General features: G+C 66.8%; 19 protein-coding genes. 11 read left to right on the forward strand and 8 right to left on the reverse strand.

The features are described 5' to 3' along the window. Window positions 1-12: 12 nt before the first annotated feature. Together hpaH and hpaI are read left to right on the forward strand one after the other, a co-directional pair. On the forward strand, window positions 13-816 hold the full coding sequence (gene hpaH, locus KYT87_RS17415; RefSeq protein WP_046804730.1) for a 2-oxo-hept-4-ene-1,7-dioate hydratase: 804 nt from the start codon (window positions 13-15) through the stop codon (window positions 814-816). 15 nt (window positions 817-831) lie between these two features. Beyond that, window positions 832-1,632, forward strand: coding sequence for a 4-hydroxy-2-oxoheptanedioate aldolase (hpaI, locus tag KYT87_RS17420; protein ID WP_046804731.1), 801 nt, complete (start codon window positions 832-834; stop codon window positions 1,630-1,632). Between the two features lie 77 nt (window positions 1,633-1,709). Here the strand turns inward: hpaI and KYT87_RS17425 are convergent, their stop codons facing one another. Continuing rightward, the gene (locus KYT87_RS17425; protein WP_046804732.1) at window positions 1,710-2,429 is read right to left on the reverse strand and encodes an SDR family oxidoreductase; all 720 of its coding nucleotides are present in this window, start codon (window positions 2,427-2,429) and stop codon (window positions 1,710-1,712) included. Between the two features lie 161 nt (window positions 2,430-2,590). Further along, the gene (alr, locus tag KYT87_RS17430; protein WP_046804733.1) at window positions 2,591-3,718 is read right to left on the reverse strand and encodes an alanine racemase; all 1,128 of its coding nucleotides are present in this window, start codon (window positions 3,716-3,718) and stop codon (window positions 2,591-2,593) included. 151 nt (window positions 3,719-3,869) lie between these two features. Here alr and hpnC point away from each other — a divergent pair, with 151 nt between their 5' ends. From hpnC to hpnE, 3 genes are read left to right on the forward strand one after another with little or no spacing between them, the layout of a single operon-like run. Next, window positions 3,870-4,700 (forward strand): squalene synthase HpnC, encoded by an 831-nt coding sequence (hpnC, locus tag KYT87_RS17435; protein ID WP_046804734.1) that lies wholly within the window; start codon window positions 3,870-3,872, stop codon window positions 4,698-4,700. 16 nt (window positions 4,701-4,716) lie between these two features. Further along, window positions 4,717-5,580 (forward strand): presqualene diphosphate synthase HpnD, encoded by an 864-nt coding sequence (gene hpnD / locus KYT87_RS17440; protein ID WP_046804735.1) that lies wholly within the window; start codon window positions 4,717-4,719, stop codon window positions 5,578-5,580. Then, entirely contained in the window at window positions 5,577-6,899 is a 1,323-nt protein-coding gene (gene hpnE, locus KYT87_RS17445) for a hydroxysqualene dehydroxylase HpnE (protein WP_219990454.1), read from the forward strand. The genes hpnD and hpnE overlap by 4 nt, the downstream gene beginning before the upstream one ends. Before the next feature lie 216 nt (window positions 6,900-7,115). On the opposite strand, the gene crcB is transcribed toward hpnE, so the two are convergent. Then, complete coding sequence (gene crcB / locus KYT87_RS17450) at window positions 7,116-7,508, reverse strand: fluoride efflux transporter CrcB (protein WP_046804737.1); 393 nt, start codon at window positions 7,506-7,508, stop codon at window positions 7,116-7,118. A 269-nt stretch (window positions 7,509-7,777) separates the two neighbouring features. On the opposite strand from crcB, the gene KYT87_RS17455 reads away from it, so the two are divergent. The 5 genes from KYT87_RS17455 to KYT87_RS17475 are packed head-to-tail and all read left to right on the forward strand — an operon-like array spanning window position 7,778 to window position 12,337. Continuing rightward, complete coding sequence (locus tag KYT87_RS17455; RefSeq protein ID WP_219990455.1) at window positions 7,778-8,404, forward strand: PepSY-associated TM helix domain-containing protein; 627 nt, start codon at window positions 7,778-7,780, stop codon at window positions 8,402-8,404. Between the two features lie 42 nt (window positions 8,405-8,446). Further along, the gene (locus tag KYT87_RS17460; RefSeq protein ID WP_046804739.1) at window positions 8,447-8,962 is read left to right on the forward strand and encodes a DUF2271 domain-containing protein; all 516 of its coding nucleotides are present in this window, start codon (window positions 8,447-8,449) and stop codon (window positions 8,960-8,962) included. A 29-nt stretch (window positions 8,963-8,991) separates the two neighbouring features. Further along, the gene (locus tag KYT87_RS17465; RefSeq protein ID WP_104144401.1) at window positions 8,992-9,792 is read left to right on the forward strand and encodes a DUF4198 domain-containing protein; all 801 of its coding nucleotides are present in this window, start codon (window positions 8,992-8,994) and stop codon (window positions 9,790-9,792) included. Between the two features lie 57 nt (window positions 9,793-9,849). Next, window positions 9,850-10,935 (forward strand): FAD:protein FMN transferase, encoded by a 1,086-nt coding sequence (locus tag KYT87_RS17470; protein ID WP_370638779.1) that lies wholly within the window; start codon window positions 9,850-9,852, stop codon window positions 10,933-10,935. A 4-nt stretch (window positions 10,936-10,939) separates the two neighbouring features. Continuing rightward, window positions 10,940-12,337 carry a sulfite reductase subunit alpha gene (locus KYT87_RS17475; RefSeq protein WP_219990456.1) on the forward strand — a complete coding sequence of 466 codons (1,398 nt, stop codon included), beginning with the start codon at window positions 10,940-10,942 and terminating at the stop codon, window positions 12,335-12,337. A gap of 157 nt (window positions 12,338-12,494) precedes the next feature. Here KYT87_RS17475 and KYT87_RS17480 read toward each other — a convergent pair whose 3' ends face one another. After that, entirely contained in the window at window positions 12,495-13,454 is a 960-nt protein-coding gene (locus KYT87_RS17480; protein WP_162941235.1) for a tripartite tricarboxylate transporter substrate binding protein BugE, read from the reverse strand. After that, a complete protein-coding gene (locus KYT87_RS17485) occupies window positions 13,451-14,923 on the reverse strand; it encodes an amidohydrolase family protein (protein WP_219990457.1) in 1,473 nt (490 codons plus the stop codon). The genes KYT87_RS17480 and KYT87_RS17485 overlap by 4 nt, the downstream gene beginning before the upstream one ends. Window positions 14,924-15,012: 89 nt before the next feature. Between KYT87_RS17485 and KYT87_RS17490 the strand changes: the two genes are divergently transcribed. Next, on the forward strand, window positions 15,013-15,996 hold the full coding sequence (locus KYT87_RS17490) for a LysR family transcriptional regulator (RefSeq protein WP_046804786.1): 984 nt from the start codon (window positions 15,013-15,015) through the stop codon (window positions 15,994-15,996). A gap of 96 nt (window positions 15,997-16,092) precedes the next feature. Here the strand turns inward: KYT87_RS17490 and KYT87_RS17495 are convergent, their stop codons facing one another. From KYT87_RS17495 to KYT87_RS17505, 3 genes are read right to left on the reverse strand one after another with little or no spacing between them, the layout of a single operon-like run. Beyond that, window positions 16,093-16,569, reverse strand: coding sequence for an SRPBCC family protein (locus tag KYT87_RS17495; protein ID WP_219990458.1), 477 nt, complete (start codon window positions 16,567-16,569; stop codon window positions 16,093-16,095). A gap of 7 nt (window positions 16,570-16,576) precedes the next feature. Continuing rightward, window positions 16,577-17,407 (reverse strand): phosphoenolpyruvate hydrolase family protein, encoded by an 831-nt coding sequence (locus KYT87_RS17500; protein ID WP_219990459.1) that lies wholly within the window; start codon window positions 17,405-17,407, stop codon window positions 16,577-16,579. 10 nt (window positions 17,408-17,417) lie between these two features. Then, window positions 17,418-18,632, reverse strand: coding sequence for a Tm-1-like ATP-binding domain-containing protein (locus KYT87_RS17505; RefSeq protein ID WP_219990460.1), 1,215 nt, complete (start codon window positions 18,630-18,632; stop codon window positions 17,418-17,420). Between the last annotated feature and the right edge of the window lie 25 nt (window positions 18,633-18,657).

Genomic DNA, 18,657 nt, shown 5'->3' on the forward strand with positions numbered 1-18,657 from the left:
TCCGGACCTTCCATGCTAGACACCCAAACCGTACGCAGCATCGCCGCGCGCCTGCATGAAGCAGAACGCACGCGGACGCAGATCCGCCAGATTTCGCTGGACCATCCCGACATCGATATCGCCGACGCCTACGCCGTCCAGCGCGCCTGGATGGACATCAAGCTGGCCGAAGGCCGCACCCGGCGCGGTCACAAGATCGGCCTGACGTCCCGCGCGATGCAGCAGTCATCGCAGATCGACGAGCCCGATTTCGGCATGCTGCTGGACGACATGTTCTTCGAGGACGGCGGCACCATTCCCGCCGGCCGCTTCATCCTGCCGCGTCTGGAAGTCGAGCTGGCCTTCGTGCTGGGCAAGCGGCTACAAGGCCCGCGCGTGACACTGTTCCAGGTGTATGACGCAGTGGACTACGTGATCCCCGCGCTGGAGATCATCGACGCGCGCTCGCACGGCATCGACCCCGACACCAAGCGTCCCCGCAAGGTATTCGACACCATCGCCGACAACGCGGCGAACGCAGGCGTGGTGATGGGCGGGCGGCCTATAAAGATGGGCGATTTCGACCTGCGCTGGGTCGGCGCGATTTTGTCGCGCAACGCCGTGATCGAAGAAACCGGCGTGGCGGCGGGCGTCTTGAATCACCCGGCCAATGGCGTAGTATGGCTGGCTAACAAGCTGGCCGCCCACGACGTGGCGCTTGAAGCGGGCGAGATCATTCTGTCGGGTTCCTTCACCCGCCCCGTTGCCGCCCGGCCGGGCGACACCTTCCACGTCGATTACGGGGCGCTGGGTTCCGTCAACTGTCATTTCAACTAACACGGCACGCCGTCCATGGACATCCTGACCAATACCTTCAAGCAAGCCTTGCGCGACCGCCAACCCCAGATCGGCCTGTGGGCCGGCCTGGCCAGCGCCTACACATCTGAAATCATTGCGGGGGCCGGCTTCGACTGGCTGCTGATCGACGGCGAACATGCGCCGAACACCTTGCAGACCACCTTGTCGCAATTGCAATCCGTGGCCGCCTATCCGGTGGCGCCCGTGGTGCGCCCGGCGTGGAACGACCCGGTGCAAATCAAGCAGATCCTGGACACCGGCGCGCAGACCTTGCTGGTGCCGATGATCCAGTCCGCCGACGAAGCGCGCGCGGCCGTGGCCGCGGTGCGCTATCCGCCGGCCGGCATCCGGGGCGTGGGCAGCGCGCTGGCGCGTTCGTCGCGCTGGAATCGCATCCCCAACTACCTGGAACGCGCCAACGATCAGATGTGCGTGCTGGTGCAGATTGAAACGCCGGCCGGCATCGACGCGCTGGACGACATCCTGGCGGTGGATGGCGTGGACGGGGCCTTCATCGGCCCAGCCGATTTGTCCGCGGGCATGGGCTTTTTAGGCCAGCCGGACCACCCCGAGGTGCTGGCAACCATCGACCAGGCCATTGCGCGCATCGTGCGGTCGGGCAAGGCCGCGGGCATCCTGCACAGCGGCGTGGCGCAGGCCAAGCACTACCTGTCGTTGGGCGCGACCTTCGTGGCAGTCGGCGTGGATGCCGTGTTGCTGGCGCGCGCGGCGGAAAACCTGGCCGGCGAATTCAAGGACGTGCGGCCGGTGGCGGCGGGCAAAGGCCCCTACTGAATCCGCGACGCATCAAACGGGCAGAAAAAAGCGCACCGACTAATTCCGGTGCGCTTTTTATTTGGGCCTGACCGTGATCAGGATCGGCCGGCCACGCTGCCGCCGCCGTCCACGCCCAGCACCTGGCCGGTAATGAACCCCGCGTCGTCCGACAGCAGGAAGGCAATGGCGGCCGCCACTTCGGCCGGCGTGCCCAGGCGCTTCATGGGCACGGAGGCCAGCGCGCGCTTTTCGCCATCGCTACCTGCCGGGCGGGTGGCGCGGAACATTTCCGTTTCAATCGGGCCGGGCGCGACCGCGTTGGCGGTCACGCCGTATTCGGCCAGTTCAAGGGCCCACGTGCGGGTGCAGCCCACCAGTGCGCTCTTGGCGGCCGAGTACGCCGTACGGTCCAACCCGCCATGGATGGCGCGGCTGACCACGTTGACGATGCGGCCGGCGCGGCGCACCTTCATGGATTCGATGAACGCCTGGGTGACCTGCACCGCCACGCGCACATTCAGGTCCAGCACGTTGTACAACGTGGCCAGGTCGATTTCGCCCAAGGGCTGCGGCGACGCAATGCCCACGTTGTTGACCACGGCGTCCACCGGAAACTTCTCGCGGATTTCGCGCAGCACTTCCTCGGTGCGGCCGGCGTCAGCCAGGTCACAGGCATACAGATAGCCGGGAAAGTCCACGTCGGTGGTGTTGCGCGCAATGCCGACCACATGACAGCCCATGTCGGACAGACGCTGCGTCAGCGCCCAGCCTATGCCCTTGGTGGCGCCCGTAATGAGCACACATTTGTCCTTCATGGATTGAAACCTCGTCGTCAGATTGCTGGGTCAAAAACGGGCGCGTGGGCGCCCGGTGTTCCAAGTAGACACCATCCGGGGATGGCTGTCTTGTAAATTGCGTAGCAATTTCTGCCCACCGGACACCCGGCCAAAATCGGCCAGGTCGGGCGGCGATACGCTCAGGCGTCGCGGCTGACCGGCACGCGTGGCGCCAGGGCGCACAGCAATTCGTAGCCGATGGTGCCGGCGGCCTGTGCCACTTCGTCCACCGAGGGGCCGTCTTCGCCCCACAACACGACGGGCGCGCCGACACCGGCGGCGGGAATCGGGTCCAGGTCGACGATCAGCATGTCCATCGACACGCGGCCGACCAATTGCGTACGGATGCCCGCCACGACCACGGGCGTGCCGGTGGTGGCGTGGCGCGGGTAGCCGTCGGCGTAGCCGCAGGCGACGATGCCGATCCGCATGGCGCGTTCGGCGCGGAAAATCGCACCGTAGCCCACGGAATCGCCCGCCTTCAGTTCCTGCACGGCGATGATTTCAGAGGCCAGCGTCATGGCCGGCTTCAGGCCGAAGGACGCGGCTTCGGCATCCGCGAACGGCGACGCGCCGTACAGGCAGATGCCCGGGCGCACCCAATGGGTCTGCGTGGGCGAGCTGACGGCGATGTCGGCAAAGCGCAGCGTGGCGGCCGAGTTGCAGACGCTGATGGTGCCGGGCATCTTATGCGTCACCGAATTAAACAGGGCCAGCTGCTCGCTCACGCCCTGGGGGCCGTCGGCGCACGCAAAGTGCGTCATTTTGCCCACCGACCCCAGCGTGCCCTGCTGCTGTAGCAACATGGCGCGTTCATGGGCAGCGGGGTAGGAAGCCGGGCTGAAACCCAGGCGGTTCATGCCGCTGTTGAGCTTGAGCATGACATCCACGCGCCGGGTGAAACGGGCGCGCGACAGCATGTCCAGCTGCTCGCGATTGTGTACCGTGGTGCTCAGGTGATAGCGGTCGACCAGATCCAGGTCGGCGGGTTTGAAGAACCCTTCCAGCAGCAGGATCGGGCCGCCCCAACCGGCCTCGCGGCAGCGCACGGCCTCGTCCAGGTCCAGCATGGCCAGGCCCTGCGCCTTGGAAAACCCCGTCACCGCCTGCTCGATGCCATGGCCGTAGGCATTGGCCTTGATGACTGCCCAGATGGACGGCGGCAACCCGCCCGCGGCGGCGGCGGTCTGTTCAAGATGGTGGCGCACGGTGGCAAGATTGTGCGCAAGCGCGGAGACGGAGACGGTGGCGGATATGGGGCGCGGCATGGTGTGGGATCCTGTGGCGCTTAAGTCTAACTGATCGCCGCCCGAGAGGGAGGGCATCTGCAATGACATCTCTGATGGCATCGCGCCCCCAAAGGCGACTACTCTAAAATGGTGCGATCCCGTCCCGGGACCGCCCTCTGTACCGCTATCCATGTCCATCGATCACTACGAGAACTTTCCCGTCGCCTCGCTGCTGTTGCCGCGCAGGCTGCGCGGCGCCGTGACCGATATCTACCGGTTTGCCCGCGCCGCGGACGATATTGCCGATGAAGGCAGCGCGTCCGACGAAGAACGGCTGGCGCAACTGGCGGCTTTCCGCACCGAACTGCACCGCATCGGCGCCGAACCGGGCGTGACGCCCGCGCCGGGCTTGCCGCCGCTGGCCGACATCTTTACGCCGCTGGCCAAGACCATCGCGCGCCATCAACTGCCCATCACGCCGTTCTACGACCTGCTGTCCGCATTCGAGCAGGACATCACCGTCAAGCGCTACGAAGACTACGCCACGCTTGCCGACTACTGCACGCGCTCGGCCAACCCGGTGGGCCGCCTGATGCTGCATCTGTTCGACGCGTGCAGCCCCCAGGACGTGGCCGAAAGCGACGCCATCTGCACCGGCTTGCAGCTGGTGAACTTTTGGCAGGACGTGCGGGTCGATTGGCACAAGCAGCGCGTGTACCTGCCGCAAGAAGACCTGCGCCGCCACGGCATTACCGAAGAAGACCTGGCGGCGTGCCGGCTGACCCCGCAATGGCGCGAGTTGATGGCCTTCGAGGTCGAACGCACGCGTGCACTGCTACACTTCGGCGCTCCGCTGGCGCGCCGCCTGCCCGGCCGCATCGGCCTGGAGCTGCGCCTGGTGGTGCAAGGCGGGCTGCGCGTGCTGGAGCGTATCGAGGCGAGCGGCTACGATGTATTCATGAACCGCCCCGAATTGGGCGCCAAAGACTGGGCCATCATGCTGTGGCGCTCTATCAAGTAACAGGCCCTGCCTATCTATGACCCCTGACGAATATTGCCAGGAGAAAGCCGCCAAAAGCGGTTCCAGCTTCTACTACTCATTCCTGTTCCTGCCGCCCGAACGCCGCCGCGCGATCACGGCGCTTTACGCCTACTGCCGCGAAGTGGACGACGTGGTCGACGAATGCACCGACCCGTCGCTGGCCCGCATCAAGCTGGCCTGGTGGCGCACGCAGGTCGACCAGATGTTCGACGGCAAGCCCGATCACCCCGTGACGCGCGCGCTGCAACCGCACCTGCAAACCTGTTCCATCACCCGCGAACGCTTGCTGGCCGTGGTGGACGGCATGGAAATGGACCTGGACCAGACGCGCTACCTGGACTGGCCCGGCCTGCGCAAATACTGCTGGCACGCGGCCGGCGTGGTGGGCGAATTGTCCGCCGGCGTGTTCGGCTATAGCGATCCCAAGACGCTGGTCTATGCCGAAAAGCTGGGGCTGGCGTTCCAGATGACGAACATCATCCGCGACGTCGGCGACGACGCGCGCCGGGGCCGCATCTACATCCCGGTCAACGACATGCAGCAATTCGAGGTCAAGGCTTCGGACATCCTGAATGGCGAATACTCCGAGCGCTTCAGCGCGCTGATGAAGTTCCAGGCCGATCGCGCCCGCGAACTCTATCGCGAAGCCATGAGCAACCTGCCCGAGGTCGACCGCCGTTCGCAGCGGCCGGGCTTGATGATGGCGGCCATCTACTACGCGCTGCTTGATGAAATCGAGCGCGACAACTGGCAGGTGCTGCACCAGCGCATCTCGCTCACGCCGCTGCGCAAGCTGTGGCTGGCCTGGAAAACGTGGGTGGGCGGCGGACGCGGACTGGTCCGCCGGCTGGCGCGGTGAAGGCGGCGGTAATCGGCGCGGGCTGGGCCGGCTTGGCGGCCAGCATCGCGCTGCGCGAAGCCGGCGCCAAGGTCACGGTGTTTGAAGCCGGCCACACGCCCGGCGGCCGCGCGCGCCGCGTCTTCCATGAATCGTTCGAAGCGCCGCTGGACAACGGCCAGCACATTTTGTCGGGCGCCTACCGGCATACGCTGGCGCTGATGCGCCGCGTGGGCCGCAACCCCGATGCGCTGCTGATGCGCCGGCCGCTGCGGCTGGCCAGCCTGGACGGGCGCTTTCGCCTGTCCGCTCCCCGGCTGCCCGCGCCCTTGCACATGGCCGCCGCCTTGCTGTTTGCGCGCGGCCTGAGCTGGGCGGAACGCTATGCGTCGCTGCGGCTGATGCGCGGTTTGAAAGCCATGTCCTGGTCACCGCCGCGCGACTGGACGGTGCTGCATCTGCTGCACTATCACGCGCAGTCCGATGCGCTGATCCGGCAGCTTTGGGAACCGCTGTGCCTGGCGGCGCTGAACACCCCATGCGCCACCGCCAGCGCCACGCTGTTTTCGCGCGTGTTGCGCGACAGCCTGGCTGGCACGCGCGAAGACAGCGATCTGCTGCTGCCCTGCACCGACCTGTCGGCGCTGTGGCCCGACGCCGCGGCGCGCCAGGTCACCATGCGCTACGGCAACACGGTGCGCCAGCTGCATCCGTCGGACGACGGCATTGTGGTCAACCAGGAACGCTTCGACGCCGCCGTGCTGGCCGTGCCCCCGACGTACGCGGCTCGCTTGCTGGACGCGCCCTTGCGCCAAGCCGGCGCGACCGGCCTGCTGGAAGCGCTGAAGGCCTTTGACTACCTGCCCATCGCCACGCTGAACGTGCGCCTGGCCGAACCCTGGCGGCTGCCCGAGCCCATGATGATGCTGCGCGAGGAAGCCGCGCGCGGGCATGTGGGGCAATGGGTTTTTGACCGTGCGCAATTGGCGGGTGACGCCAAGGCGGGCGAATTTGCCGTGGTGGCCAGCGCCGCCACCAGCATCGCCGAACGCAACCGGCGCCAGGTGATCGAAGCGCTGATCGACCAGGTGGCCGAACAGGCGGCGCGCCATCCCGCGCGTTTGCCCGCCATGCCAGAAGTGACGGCGGCCGAACTGCTCATTGAAAAGCGCGCCACTTTCGCGGCGGTGCCGGGCGTGACGCGCCCGCTGAACACCACCCCATGGCGCACGCTGGCCCTGGCGGGCGACTGGACCGATACCGGCTACCCCGGCGTGCTGGAAGGCGCGGTGCGCAGCGGCCTGCAAGCCGCTCGCGTGTTGAACCCCCGCGCCGATTAACGCGTGAACGCGGCGGGCGCAAGCCCGCCGCCCGCGCGTAGCGGCAGGGTTTGGCCGTAGCGCGTAGCGGCAGGGCTTGGCCGTAGCGCGTAGCCGCAGGGCTTGGCCGTAGCGCTTCGCCGTAGCACCTAACCCCAGCGTTTTGCCGCGGCACTTAACCGTGGCGCCTGACGCCTACCGCCTTGCGCCTCGCGCATCGCGCATCGCGCCTTGCCCCTAGCGCAGCCAGTGCACCGTGGCGATGCCCGCCGCCGTCAGCGCCAAGGACCCCGCCAGACTCACCCCCGCATAGCCCAGGGCCGTACCATAAGCGCCGCGTTCAAGCATCGATACGGTTTCCGCCGAGAAGGTGGAAAACGTCGTCAAGCCTCCCATGAACCCGGTGATGGCGCCCAGCCGGATCCACGTCGGCCATTCGGGGTGCCCGGCCACCAGCGCCAACGCCACACCCACGAAATAACCGCCCGCCAGATTCACCGTGAACGTGCCCCATGGCCACGACTCGACGTTCAACCACAGGCTGACCAGCCAACGCGTCCAGGCACCCAGCACGGCGCCCAGGCCCACGGCCAGGAAATTCAACGGGATCAGGGTTTGATAGGCAGACATAAGTCGGGGCGCCTGACATAGGCCGGCGCGCAAGGCAAAAGACCAGCAGCAGCATAACGCGCCCAAGGCGCAGCCGCGCAACAACCGTCAACGCGCAGAGGCGTAGGGATCGTGAACGCGCCGGCGCGTGGGAACCGTCAACGCGCCACCCGCTTTGCCCCCGCGCCGCCTTCGAAATCGATTGAAATCAGCGTCCGTGAACCGCTCGGTCTTTTATACGAGTAATTCTCATTAAATGTTAGAATCCGCCGCTTCAAACCGAATCCCGCATGGACAGTCAACCCACTCCACGGCGCCGGGCCTACTGGCTCAAGACGCTGCATCAATGGCATTGGATCAGCTCGGCGCTATGCCTGCTGGGCATGCTGCTGTTTGCTGTCACCGGCCTCACGCTGAACAACGCGTCGCACATCGAATCCCGTGCGGTGGTAACGAGCCGGCAAGCGCAATTGCCCGGCCCCGTCCTTAAGCAACTGACCGCGCCGTCCAGCCAGAAAAAGGCGCCGTTGCCGGCCTCTGTCGCACGGTGGCTGGACGATACGCTGGATGCCGGGGCCGCGGGCAAGGCCGCCGAATGGTCCGCCGACGAGGTCTACCTGTCATTGCCCCGCGCGGGCGGCGACGCCTGGCTGTCCATCGACCGCGCCAGCGGCGATGTCGAATACGAGCGCACCGATCGCGGATGGGTCTCTTACCTGAACGATTTGCACAAGGGCCGCAACACCGGCCTGGCCTGGAGCTGGTTCCTGGACATCTTCGCCGTTGCCTGTCTGGTCTTTTCGCTGACTGGGCTGGTGCTGCTGAAGATGCACGCCGGCAACCGCAGCGCCACCTGGCCCATGGTGGGGCTGGGCGTCGTGATTCCCGTCGTCCTGGCGCTGCTCTTCATCCACTGATGCTCGTCCCCTGATTCCTTCGATCCGCCCCTGGAGATTTCCATGCGCAAACTGTTGTTGTCGGCCCTCTTGGCCGGCGCGATCGCCCGAACGGCCAATGCGGCCGACATCGGCCTGTCCATCGAGGTGCCGCGCCTGGATGTGGCCGAATACCACCGCCCGTACGTCGCGATCTGGATCGAAAACCCCGACCAGAGCGTGGCCGCCGACCTGGCCGTCTGGTACGACGTGGCCAAGAAGAACAACGAAGGCACCGAGTGGCTCAAGGACATGCGCCAATGGTGGCGCCGCAGCGGCCGCAACCAGCAGTTCCCGGTGGACGGAGTCAGCGGCGCGACCAAGCCCGTGGGCAAGCACACGCTGAGCTTTGACGCGGCCTCCAAGCCCTTGGCATCCCTCAAACCCGGCCAGTACGCGGTCGTGGTGGAAGCGGCGCGTGAAGTCGGCGGCCGTGAATTGGTGCGCATTCCCTTCCAGTGGCCCGCGCAAAAGGCCGAACAACTGACCGCGCAAGGCGAACACGAATTGGGCGCCATCGCGCTCAACCTCAAACCCTGATGCCCCACATGCCTTCAAGGACCGCAACCATGAAATCCGCCGCCAAACTGGCCGCCGCCCTGGCGCTGTGCCTGCCCTTTGCCGCCCACGCGCATGACGTGTGGATCGTGCCGTCGTCCACCGTGCTCTCGGGCACCGACAGCTGGATCACCGTTGACGCCGCCGTCGGCAACGACAAGTTCTACTTCAACCATGCGCCGATGCGCCTGGACGGCCTGGCCGTCATCGCGCCGGACGGCAACCCCGCCGAAGCCGAAAACCTGAACCGTGGCAAGCTGCGCAGCACGTTCGACCTGCAACTGAAGCAAAGCGGCACGTATCGCGTGGCCGTGGTCAATGACGGCGTGTTTGCGCGCTGGAAGGAAGACGGCAAGAACAAGCGCTACTTCGGCAAGGTCGAAGGCATGGCGCAGGCGGTGCCCGCCAACGCGCAAGAACTGGAAGTGTCCCAAAGCCTGGGCCGAGTCGAAACGTTCGTGACGGCGGGCAAGCCGTCGACCATCAAGCCGGTGGGCCGTGGCCTGGAGCTGGCGCCGGTCACGCACCCGAACGATTTATTCACGGACGAAGCGGCCAGCTTCCAGATGCTGCTGGACGGCCAGCCCGCCGCCAACCTGGAAGTGAACGTCGTACCCGGCGGCAGCCGCTATCGCGACAAGGTCGGCGAGATCAAGCTGACCACCGACAAGGACGGCAAGTTCTCGGTCAAGTGGCCGCAGCCCGGCCTGTACTGGATCGAGGCCGGCATGGAAGACGCCAAGGTCAGCGTGCCGAAGGCAACCAAGCGCCGCCTGTCCTACGCCGGCACCGTCGAAGTGCTGCAACCCTGAGGCGCGCGCGTGTCGGCAGCCCGGTCCTATGCGCCTCGCGGCACGGCGCCCCCCGCCGTGCGCGTGAGCTATGGCGCCATGCCGGCGGCGCGCCCCGCATCCCCAGCGTTGTCAGCCTTGTCAGCATTGCCAGCCTTGTCAGCGTCGCCCGCCGTGGCCACGTGGTCCGCGCCGACCGCGCTGCCTGCCCCGCCCGCACTGCCCGCGCTGGCGGCGTTGGCGGGCGCGACCATGGGCACAACGTGGTCCGCACGCATGGCGCTGCCGGCCGGCATCGACAGTGACGCCGCGCGCAGCGCTATCCAGGCGGCGCTGGACGACGTCGTGGCGCAGATGAGTACCTGGGAATCGGCCTCCGATATCACGCGGTTCAACCGGGCCCCAGAAGGCTGGCAGGTGCTGCCCGACGGCTTTTTCTACGTGCTGCGCCATGCCCTGGCCTTGGCCGAGGACAGCGGCGGCGCGTATGACCCAACGGTGGGGCCGCTGGTCAACGCCTGGGGCTTTGGCCCGCACCAGCGCGCATTTGAACCGCCCTCGCCTGCCGCCATCGAGGCGGCGCGCGCGCGCTGCGGTTGGCGCCGCGTGCCGCTGGGCGTGGCACGGCAAGCCGCCATGCAAGCCGGCGGCACATATCTGGATCTGTCTTCCATTGCCAAAGGCCATGGCGTGGACCGCGCGGCCTTGGCGCTGGACGCGCTCGGTATCTCGCAATACCTGGTGGAAGTGGGCGGCGAATTGCGCGCGCGCGGCAGGCGGCCCGATGGCCAAGCCTGGCGCGTCGCGATCGAGGTGCCGGATGCCAGCGACAAGCACGCGTTGGCCTTGCCCCTGCAAGACCTTTGCATCGCCACGTCCGGCGACTATCGGCGACACGCCGGCAGCGGCGACGCACGCTATGCCCACACCATCGATCCGCGTAGCGGGCAGCCGGTGCGCAACAACGTGGCGTCCGTGTCCGTGCTGCACGCCGAATGCATGCAGGCGGACGCGCTGGCCACGGTCTTGACGGTGCTGGGCGAGGCCGACGGCCTGGCCTACGCCCGCCGCCACGACCTGGCGGCCCTGTTCATTCTGCGCGACGCCCACGATTACCGCGTCGTCGCCACCCCGGCGTTTCAGGCGCTGGCCCAAACTTCCTGACCCGATGAGCCCTACCCGATTGTTCGCCGCAGCGTGCGTGGTGGCAGTGTGGCTGCTGCTGTGCCTGTGGGCGTGGCGCCGCGCGCGGCGGCATCAGGCCAGCCAGGCGCGGGCGCTGGCCGCCTTGAGCCTGAACGCCGACCGGGGTTCTGATTCCGATGCCGTGCTGATCGCATATGCCAGCCAGACCGGCTATGCGGAGGCCCTGGCCGAACAAACCGCGCAATCACTGCGCGCGGGCGGCCTGACGGTGCATGTGGCGTCGCTGGGGCAGCTGGATGTGGCGCGCTTGTCGGGGCAATCGCCCGTCTACCGCCGCGTGCTGTTCGTGGTCAGCACCTATGGCGAAGGCGATCCGCCCGACGCCGCGGCCGCCTTTGCCAGCCAGATGCAGGCCGCGCCCTCGCGGGCATTGGCCGGTGTGCAGGTTGCGGTGCTGGCGCTGGGCGATAGCGGATACACGCGGTTCTGCGGTTTTGGGCATCAGCTGAACGACTGGCTGCACGCCCAGGGCGCCACCCCCTTGTTCGACATGGTGGAAGTGGACAACGGCGACCCCGCTGCGCTGCGCCACTGGCAACATCACCTGAGCCTGTTGACCGGCCGCAGCGACCTGCCCGATTGGCAGGCGCCGGACTACGAACCGTGGCGGCTCGCAGCGCGCACGCTGCAAAACCCCGGCAGCGCGGGCGGTCCATGCTACCTGTTGACGCTAACCCCGCCGGCCCACGGCAAGCCAAGTTGGCTGGCTGGCGATATCGCGGAAATCGGCCCCCGACTGGAACGCGACGGGCCGCTGCAAGCACACCGCGAATATTCCATTGCGTCGCTGCCGGAAGAGGGGGCCATTGACCTGCTGGTGCGCCAGATGCCCGGGGCAGACGGCGGCCTGGGCGTAGGTAGCGGCTGGCTGACACAGGTGGCGCAGGTGGGCGATCAGATCGATCTGCGCGTACGCACCAATCGCAACTTCCATGCGCCGGACGATGGCCGCCCGATGATATTGGTGGGTAACGGCACCGGGCTGGCCGGGCTGCGCGCGCTGATCAAGGCGCGACGCGCGGCGGGGCATCGACGCAACTGGCTGATCTTCGGCGAACGCAACGCCGCGCACGATGTATTTTGCCGGGCCGACATCGACGTCTGGAAAGCGGACGGCACGCTGGAACGCGTGGACACCGTTTATTCGCGCGACCAAGCCCAGCGCCGCTACGTGCAACACGTGCTGCGCGAGCAAGCCGATGCGTTGCGCACCTGGGTGGCGGACGGCGCCGCCATCTACGTCTGCGGCAGCCTGCAAGGCATGGCGTCCGGGGTAGACGCGGCACTGCAAGACGTGCTGGGCGACGACGCCTTGCAGGCGTTGCTGCACGCCGGCCGTTACCGGCGCGACGTGTACTAAGGCTACGGCGCTGCGCCCGACACTATCGCAGCCGGGACCTGCCGTAGCCCGGCCCGAGTTGCTGATTGCAGCTTGATCTCGCGCGGATCGATCTCATTGCAGCTTGATCGCATCGCAGCCGGACCGCATCACAGCCAGACCGCATCACAGCCAGATCTCATTGCAGCTTGATCTGCGCGCGGTCGATCACCGTCTTCCAGCGGTCGCGTTCCGTGCGAATTTGTTCCGCGAATTCCGCTGGCGTATTGCCCAGTGCAAAGGCGCCCGTTTCCTCCATCTTCGCCGCCGTGGCCGGGTCGCGCACGGCTTGCGCAAACGCCTGGGCCAGCTTGTCGCGCACATCGGCGGGCATGCCGGCCGGGCCCACCACGCCGTACCAGGCCGTGACGTCGTAGTCCTTGTAACCCTGCTCGGCGAACGTCGGCACATCGGGCAGGCGCGGGTTGCGCTCGGTGCCCGTGATGGCCAGCGCGTGCAGATGCTTGCTTTTCACATACGGCAGCGACGACGGGAAATTATCGAAGATGACCGGCACCACGCCGCCCACCGTATCGGTTAACGCCGGCGCCGAGCCGCGGTACGAAATACTGTTCATCTTGCCGCCGATGATCTGCAAGAACCAGATCATGCCCAAGTCGTTCACCCCGCCCGCGCCCGCGTTGGCGTAGCCGTCCTTGTTCGGATTGGCGCGCACGTGCGCCACAAAATCGGCCAGCGTCCGTGCCGGATAGCTCGGGTTGACGCTAAGAATATTGGGGCTGGTGACCAGGTTGCTGATCGGCGTGAAATCCTTGACCGGGTCGTAGGCCAGGTTGGGGAACAAGTGCGGCGCGGTGCCGTGCGTGCTGACGGTGGCCAGGCCCACGGTGTAGCCGTCGGGTTTGGCGCGCGCCGTGGCCGCCATGCCGATGGTGCCGGACGCGCCGGTACGGTTTTCCACCACGATCTGCTGGCCCAGGATCTCGCCCGCCTTGGCCGCCGCGACACGGCCGACGATGTCGGTGGGGCCACCCGCCGGGAACGGCACGATAAGGGTGATGGGATGGTCCGGGAACGCGGCATGGGCGGTGGGCAACAGCGCCGCCAGCGCCAGGGCAATCAATGTCTTTTGCATCATGATGGGTTTGTCTCCTTGGGGTTTTTGTATGTGGCTTCGCGCCGCAAGATCTTGCCGGGGCGGTTCATGCCCGGCGTTTCCGGGAATACCGGTTGGCCATTGACCAGCACGTGTTCAACGCCAATGGACGGCAGCGTCGGCGCGTCCCAGGTGGCGCAATCGGCCACGGTGTCCGCGTCGAACACCACGATGTCCGCCCAGGCGCCCACGCTGAGCTGGCCGCGGCCGGACAGCCCGAACACGCGCGCGGGCAACGCCGTCATCTTGGCCACGGCGGCTTCAAGCGTCAGCAATTCGGCCTCGCGCACATAGCGGCCCAGCACCCGCGTGAAGCTGCCCCACAGGCGCGGATGCGGGTGCGCGTCATTGGGCAGGCCGTCCGACCCGACCATGCAGCATTCGTGTTGAAAGATGCGCTGCACTTCCGTCTCGTCCATGGCGAAGTAAATGGCGCCTGCCGGGCACAGCCGCTGTGCGGCCTGCGTCTTGTCGCAGCCCCAGCGCGCGGCAATGTCGGCCAGCGATTCGCCGCTGCATTCCGGATGCGGTACCGACCACGTAATGCGAATGTCGTCGATGCTGTCTGCGCGTTCGGGAATCAGGATCGTCGAGCTGCCGGGATACGGGTAGATGTCCAGCGCCACGTCGATGCCCTCGGCGCGCGCGCGGTCGATGTTGGCCAGCGTGACGCGGCTTTTGCCCCAGTTGCGCGGCATCATGCACTTGTGGTGCGACAGCACCGTGGCGCAGCCCGTGTTGCGCCCGACGGAAAGCACCTCGTCCACGGCGGCTTCAACCTCGTCGCCTTCGTTGCGGATGTGGCTGGTGTGCAGCGCGCCGTGCGCGGCCGCCACGCGGGCCAGGCCGTCCAGTTCGTCTTGTTGCGCGGCGCCGCCCGGCTGGTAGGCCAGCCCGGTGCTGAAACCCACCGCGCCGGCCGTCAACGCATCGTCCAGCATGCGCTGCATGGTGTCCTGCTCGTCCGGCGTTGGCGTGGCGGTCGGGTCGCGCATGGCGGCCAGGCGCAGGTTGGCGTGGCCCACCAGCGCCGCGACGTTGATCATGGGTTGCTGCGCGCGCAGGGTATCGAAATAGGCGTGCATGTCGGCAAACAGCGGCGTTTCGCCCAGCAGCGCCAAGGCCGCCGCCGTATTGCCCGGCAAGGGCGCGGGCGCGCCGCTGACGCCGCAATTGCCCACCACCACCGACGTAATGCCCTGGCTGGTCTTCCACGGCAAGCCGGGCTTTTCCACGAACATCAAGTCATCGTGACCGTGCGAATCGATGAACCCGGGCGCCACGATCTTGCCGCGCGCATCGATGCGGCGCATGGCCTGGACCTGGGCCAGGTCGCCGATGGCCGCCACGCGTTCGTCTTTCACCCCTACGTCCGCCAACCGTCGCGGGCCGCCCAGGCCATCGATGACCCAGCCGCCTTCAATGATCAGATCCAATTTTCCGTGTTGCATGTTCGTCCTGCCTGGATGAAGCCCCTAGTATCGTCCGGCCAATCAATCTGGAAAAATTGTTTTTATTGATCCATCTATCGTAGTTTGAAATGAATCGCCTGCCCAAGCATGTCACGTTGAAACACCTGACCGCGTTTGTCGCGGTGGCCCAGGAATCCAGCTTCACGCACGCCGCCAAGCGGCTGTTCCAGACCCAATCGTCCGTGACCAGCCTGGTGCGCCAGCTGGAAGACGCGCTGGCCACGCAGCTGTTCGCGCGCACCAGCCGGCGCGTGCTGCTGACCGCGGCGGGCGAAGAATTTTTGCCGCGCGTGATGCGCTTGCTGGCCGATTTTGATGGCGTGATCGAAGACGTGGTGCGCTATGGCGCGCTGGAGCGCGGGCGCGTGGGCGTGGCCGCCGCGCCATCGGCCATCACCGAAATCATCGCGCCGGCGGCAGCCGCATTCGCGGCCCAATATCCCGCCGTGCGCCTATACCTTAGCGACGACAATTCCGGCCGCATCCAGCGCAAGGTGGCGGCGCGCGAAGTGGACTTCGGCTTGACCAGCCGGTGGGCCGATGCGCCCGGTCTGCACTTTGAACCCTTGCTGGAAGACCGCTTCGGCGTGTTGTACCGGGCCGATGACCCGCATCTGAAGCCGGGGCGGGAGGGCACGATGCGCTGGTCGGACCTGGCGGGGCGCAAATTGGTGGGGGTGGTGGACGAAACCGGCATCATGGCGCTGCTGCGTGCCCGCGCCGACTTGCCGATCGAGGCCGGCGCACCGTTCTACGAAGCGTCCAGCACCACGTCGCAGGCGGCGCTGGTCAAGGCCGGGCTGGGCGTGGCGCTGTTGCCGGCGCTGGCCGCCGCCCGGGTACAGGAACCCGGCTTGGCCTATGCGCTGCTGGCGCGCCCGACGGTGGTGCGCACCGTGTGCGTCATTCGCCATAAGGAATACCCGACCAGTCCGGCGGCGCAGGCGTTGATCCGCGCGATCCACGATTACCTGCGCGGCGCGCCACTGCCCGCCGGGTGCAAGCGCGTGCCGGCAAGCCGCAAGACGCTGGCCGAAATGCCGCTGACCTAAATGCTGCTGAGCTAAATGCCGCTGAGCTAAATGCCGATGACCGAAATGCCGCTGACCGAGATGCCGCTGACCTAGCGGCGGCGACTGCGCTATCCGCTATGCCTGGCCGGCGCGCAGCTTTTCGTCCAGCGCCGCCAGGCCCGCCGCGAACACATTCTGCCCCACGGCATGGGCCACATCGGCAAGCTCGGCGCCTTCGACACGGAAGTCCGCCCACCATTGCACCAGCGTGTGTTCGCCCGATGGCTGCCCCGATGTCTGCTCAGACTGCGTGATGCGATGCAAGGACACGCCCGCCGTGTAGTCGCGCATGGGCAGGTCGGTTTCAATGATCGAATAGCGCAGCGCCGCGTTGGGGTCGTCCAGCATCAACAACTGTTCGCGCACAAAGCCCGATGGTTCAAGCGCCAGATACCGCACGCTGCCCACCGCGTCATGGCGCCCGTCCGCTTCCAGGCGGCTTTGCGCCACGCCCGGATGCCAGGCGGCCAGGCCGTCGAAATCGCGAAAGCACGGCCACACCTGTTCAAGCGGTGCGTGGATAACGGCACTGACGAAGACGGTATGCGACATGAGCACCTCAGAAGGTCAGGTTTTTGAATTCGCGGGTGGCGGCGGTCAAGGCCAGTTCCGTGGGCAGGCGTTCCATCGAACTGGCGCCGTAGAAACCATGGCATTGCTTGCAGTGGCGCAGCACGTAAGCGGCGTCCTGGGGGGTGGCGATGGGCCCGCCGTGGCATAGCACGATGATATCCGGACGCACCGCCAGCGCGGCATCGGCAATGCGGTCGATGGCGGCAACGCAATCGTCCAGCGTCTGCGACGTTTCCGCGCCGATGGACCCGCCCGTCGTCAGGCCCATATGGGCCACGATGATGTCCGCGCCCGCTTCCGACATGGCGACGGCGTCGTCCTCGTTGAAAACGTACGGCGTGGTCAGCATGCCCTTTTGATGGGCCAGGCGGATCATGTCGACTTCCAGCGCGTAGCCCATGCCGGTTTCTTCAAGGTTGGCGCGGAACGTGCCGTCGATCAGGCCGACGGTGGGAAAGTTCTGCACGCCGGCAAAGCCCTGGCGTGTCAGGTCATCCAGGAACACATCGAAATCGCAGAACGGATCGGTGCCGTTCACGCCGGCCAGCACGGGCGTCTTCTTGACCACCGGCAGCACTTCGCGGCCCATGTCGACCACGATCTCGTTGGCGTTGCCGTAGGCCAGCAAGCCGGCCAGCGAGCCGCGTCCCGCCATGCGATAGCGGCCCGAGTTATAGATGACGATCAGGTCGATGCCACCCGCTTCCTCGCACTTGGCCGACAAGCCCGTGCCCGCGCCACCGCCGACGATAGGCGTGCGGGCGCGCACCATGGCGCGAAACTTGTCCAGCAGTTCGTTACGGTCAAAACGCGGCATGGGGCCTTCCTTAATGGGTAGCGATGTCAAGAAATTGGTCCACCGCCGTCCTGGCGAACAGCGGGTCGTTGATATGGCACGGCACGCGCACCAGGCGGCGGTCGGCGGTCTGCACCACATTGGCCTCAAGCGCCGCGAACAAGGCGGCGTCGGCCTCGGGGTTCCAGAACGCCTGGCCCGGTGCATCCAGCGCTGATACGCCGCCTTCCGGTATCAAGAAGCGCACGGGTCCATTGCATTGGTTCAGCTTCTCGGCGATCCACTCGCCCTGCCGTCGATTTTCCTCGACCGTGGTGCGCATCAGCGTCACCTGCGGATTGTGCGGGTAGAACTGGCGGCCCTGGTAGCGTTCGGGAACGGTGTCCATGCCGCCAAAATTGACCATATCCAGCGCGCCGCAAGACCCCACATAGGGCGCGCCCGTGCGGGCCACGGCGCCGAAGCGGTCTTGCGTGCAGGCCAGCACGCCGCCAAAAAGAAAGTCGCAGACTTCGGTGGTCGTCAGGTCCAGCACGCCGGCCAGCAAGCCGCTGTCCAACAGCTTTTCCATCGACTGCCCGCCCGTGCCCGTGGCGTGGAACACCAGGCAGTCATAGCGCGATTCCAGCAGCGGGGTCACCTGCTGCACGCAGGCCGTCGTGACGCCGAACATGGTGATGCCCACGGCGGGGCGGCCATCATCGGCGGTGGCGCTAGCCGCGGCCATGCGATGCGCGCCGGCAATGGCCCCCGCCGCATTGGCCAGCACGCGGCGCGAAATGCGGTTCAGCCCGGCCACGTCGGTCACGGAATACATCATCGCGATGTCGGACGGGCCGACATAGGGCGCGACGTTGCCCGATGCCATCGTGGACACCATCACCTTGGGCGTGCCGATGGGCAGCGCGCGCATGGCCGGGGCGATCAGCGCCGTGCCGCCGGAGCCGCCCAGGCCCAACAGCGCGCCGATGCCGGCGTGGCCGGCCACGTAGCGCTCGAACGCCAGCGCCATGGCGGCGATGGCCGTGCCGCGATCACCGGTGAACACGGCGTCCGCCCCGCCCGGGTGGCTGGCGGCGACGTCGCGCGCCTGAATCCGAGCGGCACTGGGCGCGCCCGTGGTGGACACGTCCACCGACACCACGTCCACGCCGTCGCGGCGCAGCAGGTCCACCACGTACTCGGCTTCCTGGCCCTTGGTGTCATAGGTGGCGGCAACAAATACCCGCCGGTTCGAATGCGTCATGGCTCCTCCGCGGGCGGCTACACTC

The sequence above is a fragment of the Achromobacter sp. ES-001 genome (assembly GCF_019448355.1).
GTDB lineage: Bacteria > Pseudomonadota > Gammaproteobacteria > Burkholderiales > Burkholderiaceae_B > Achromobacter > Achromobacter spanius_B.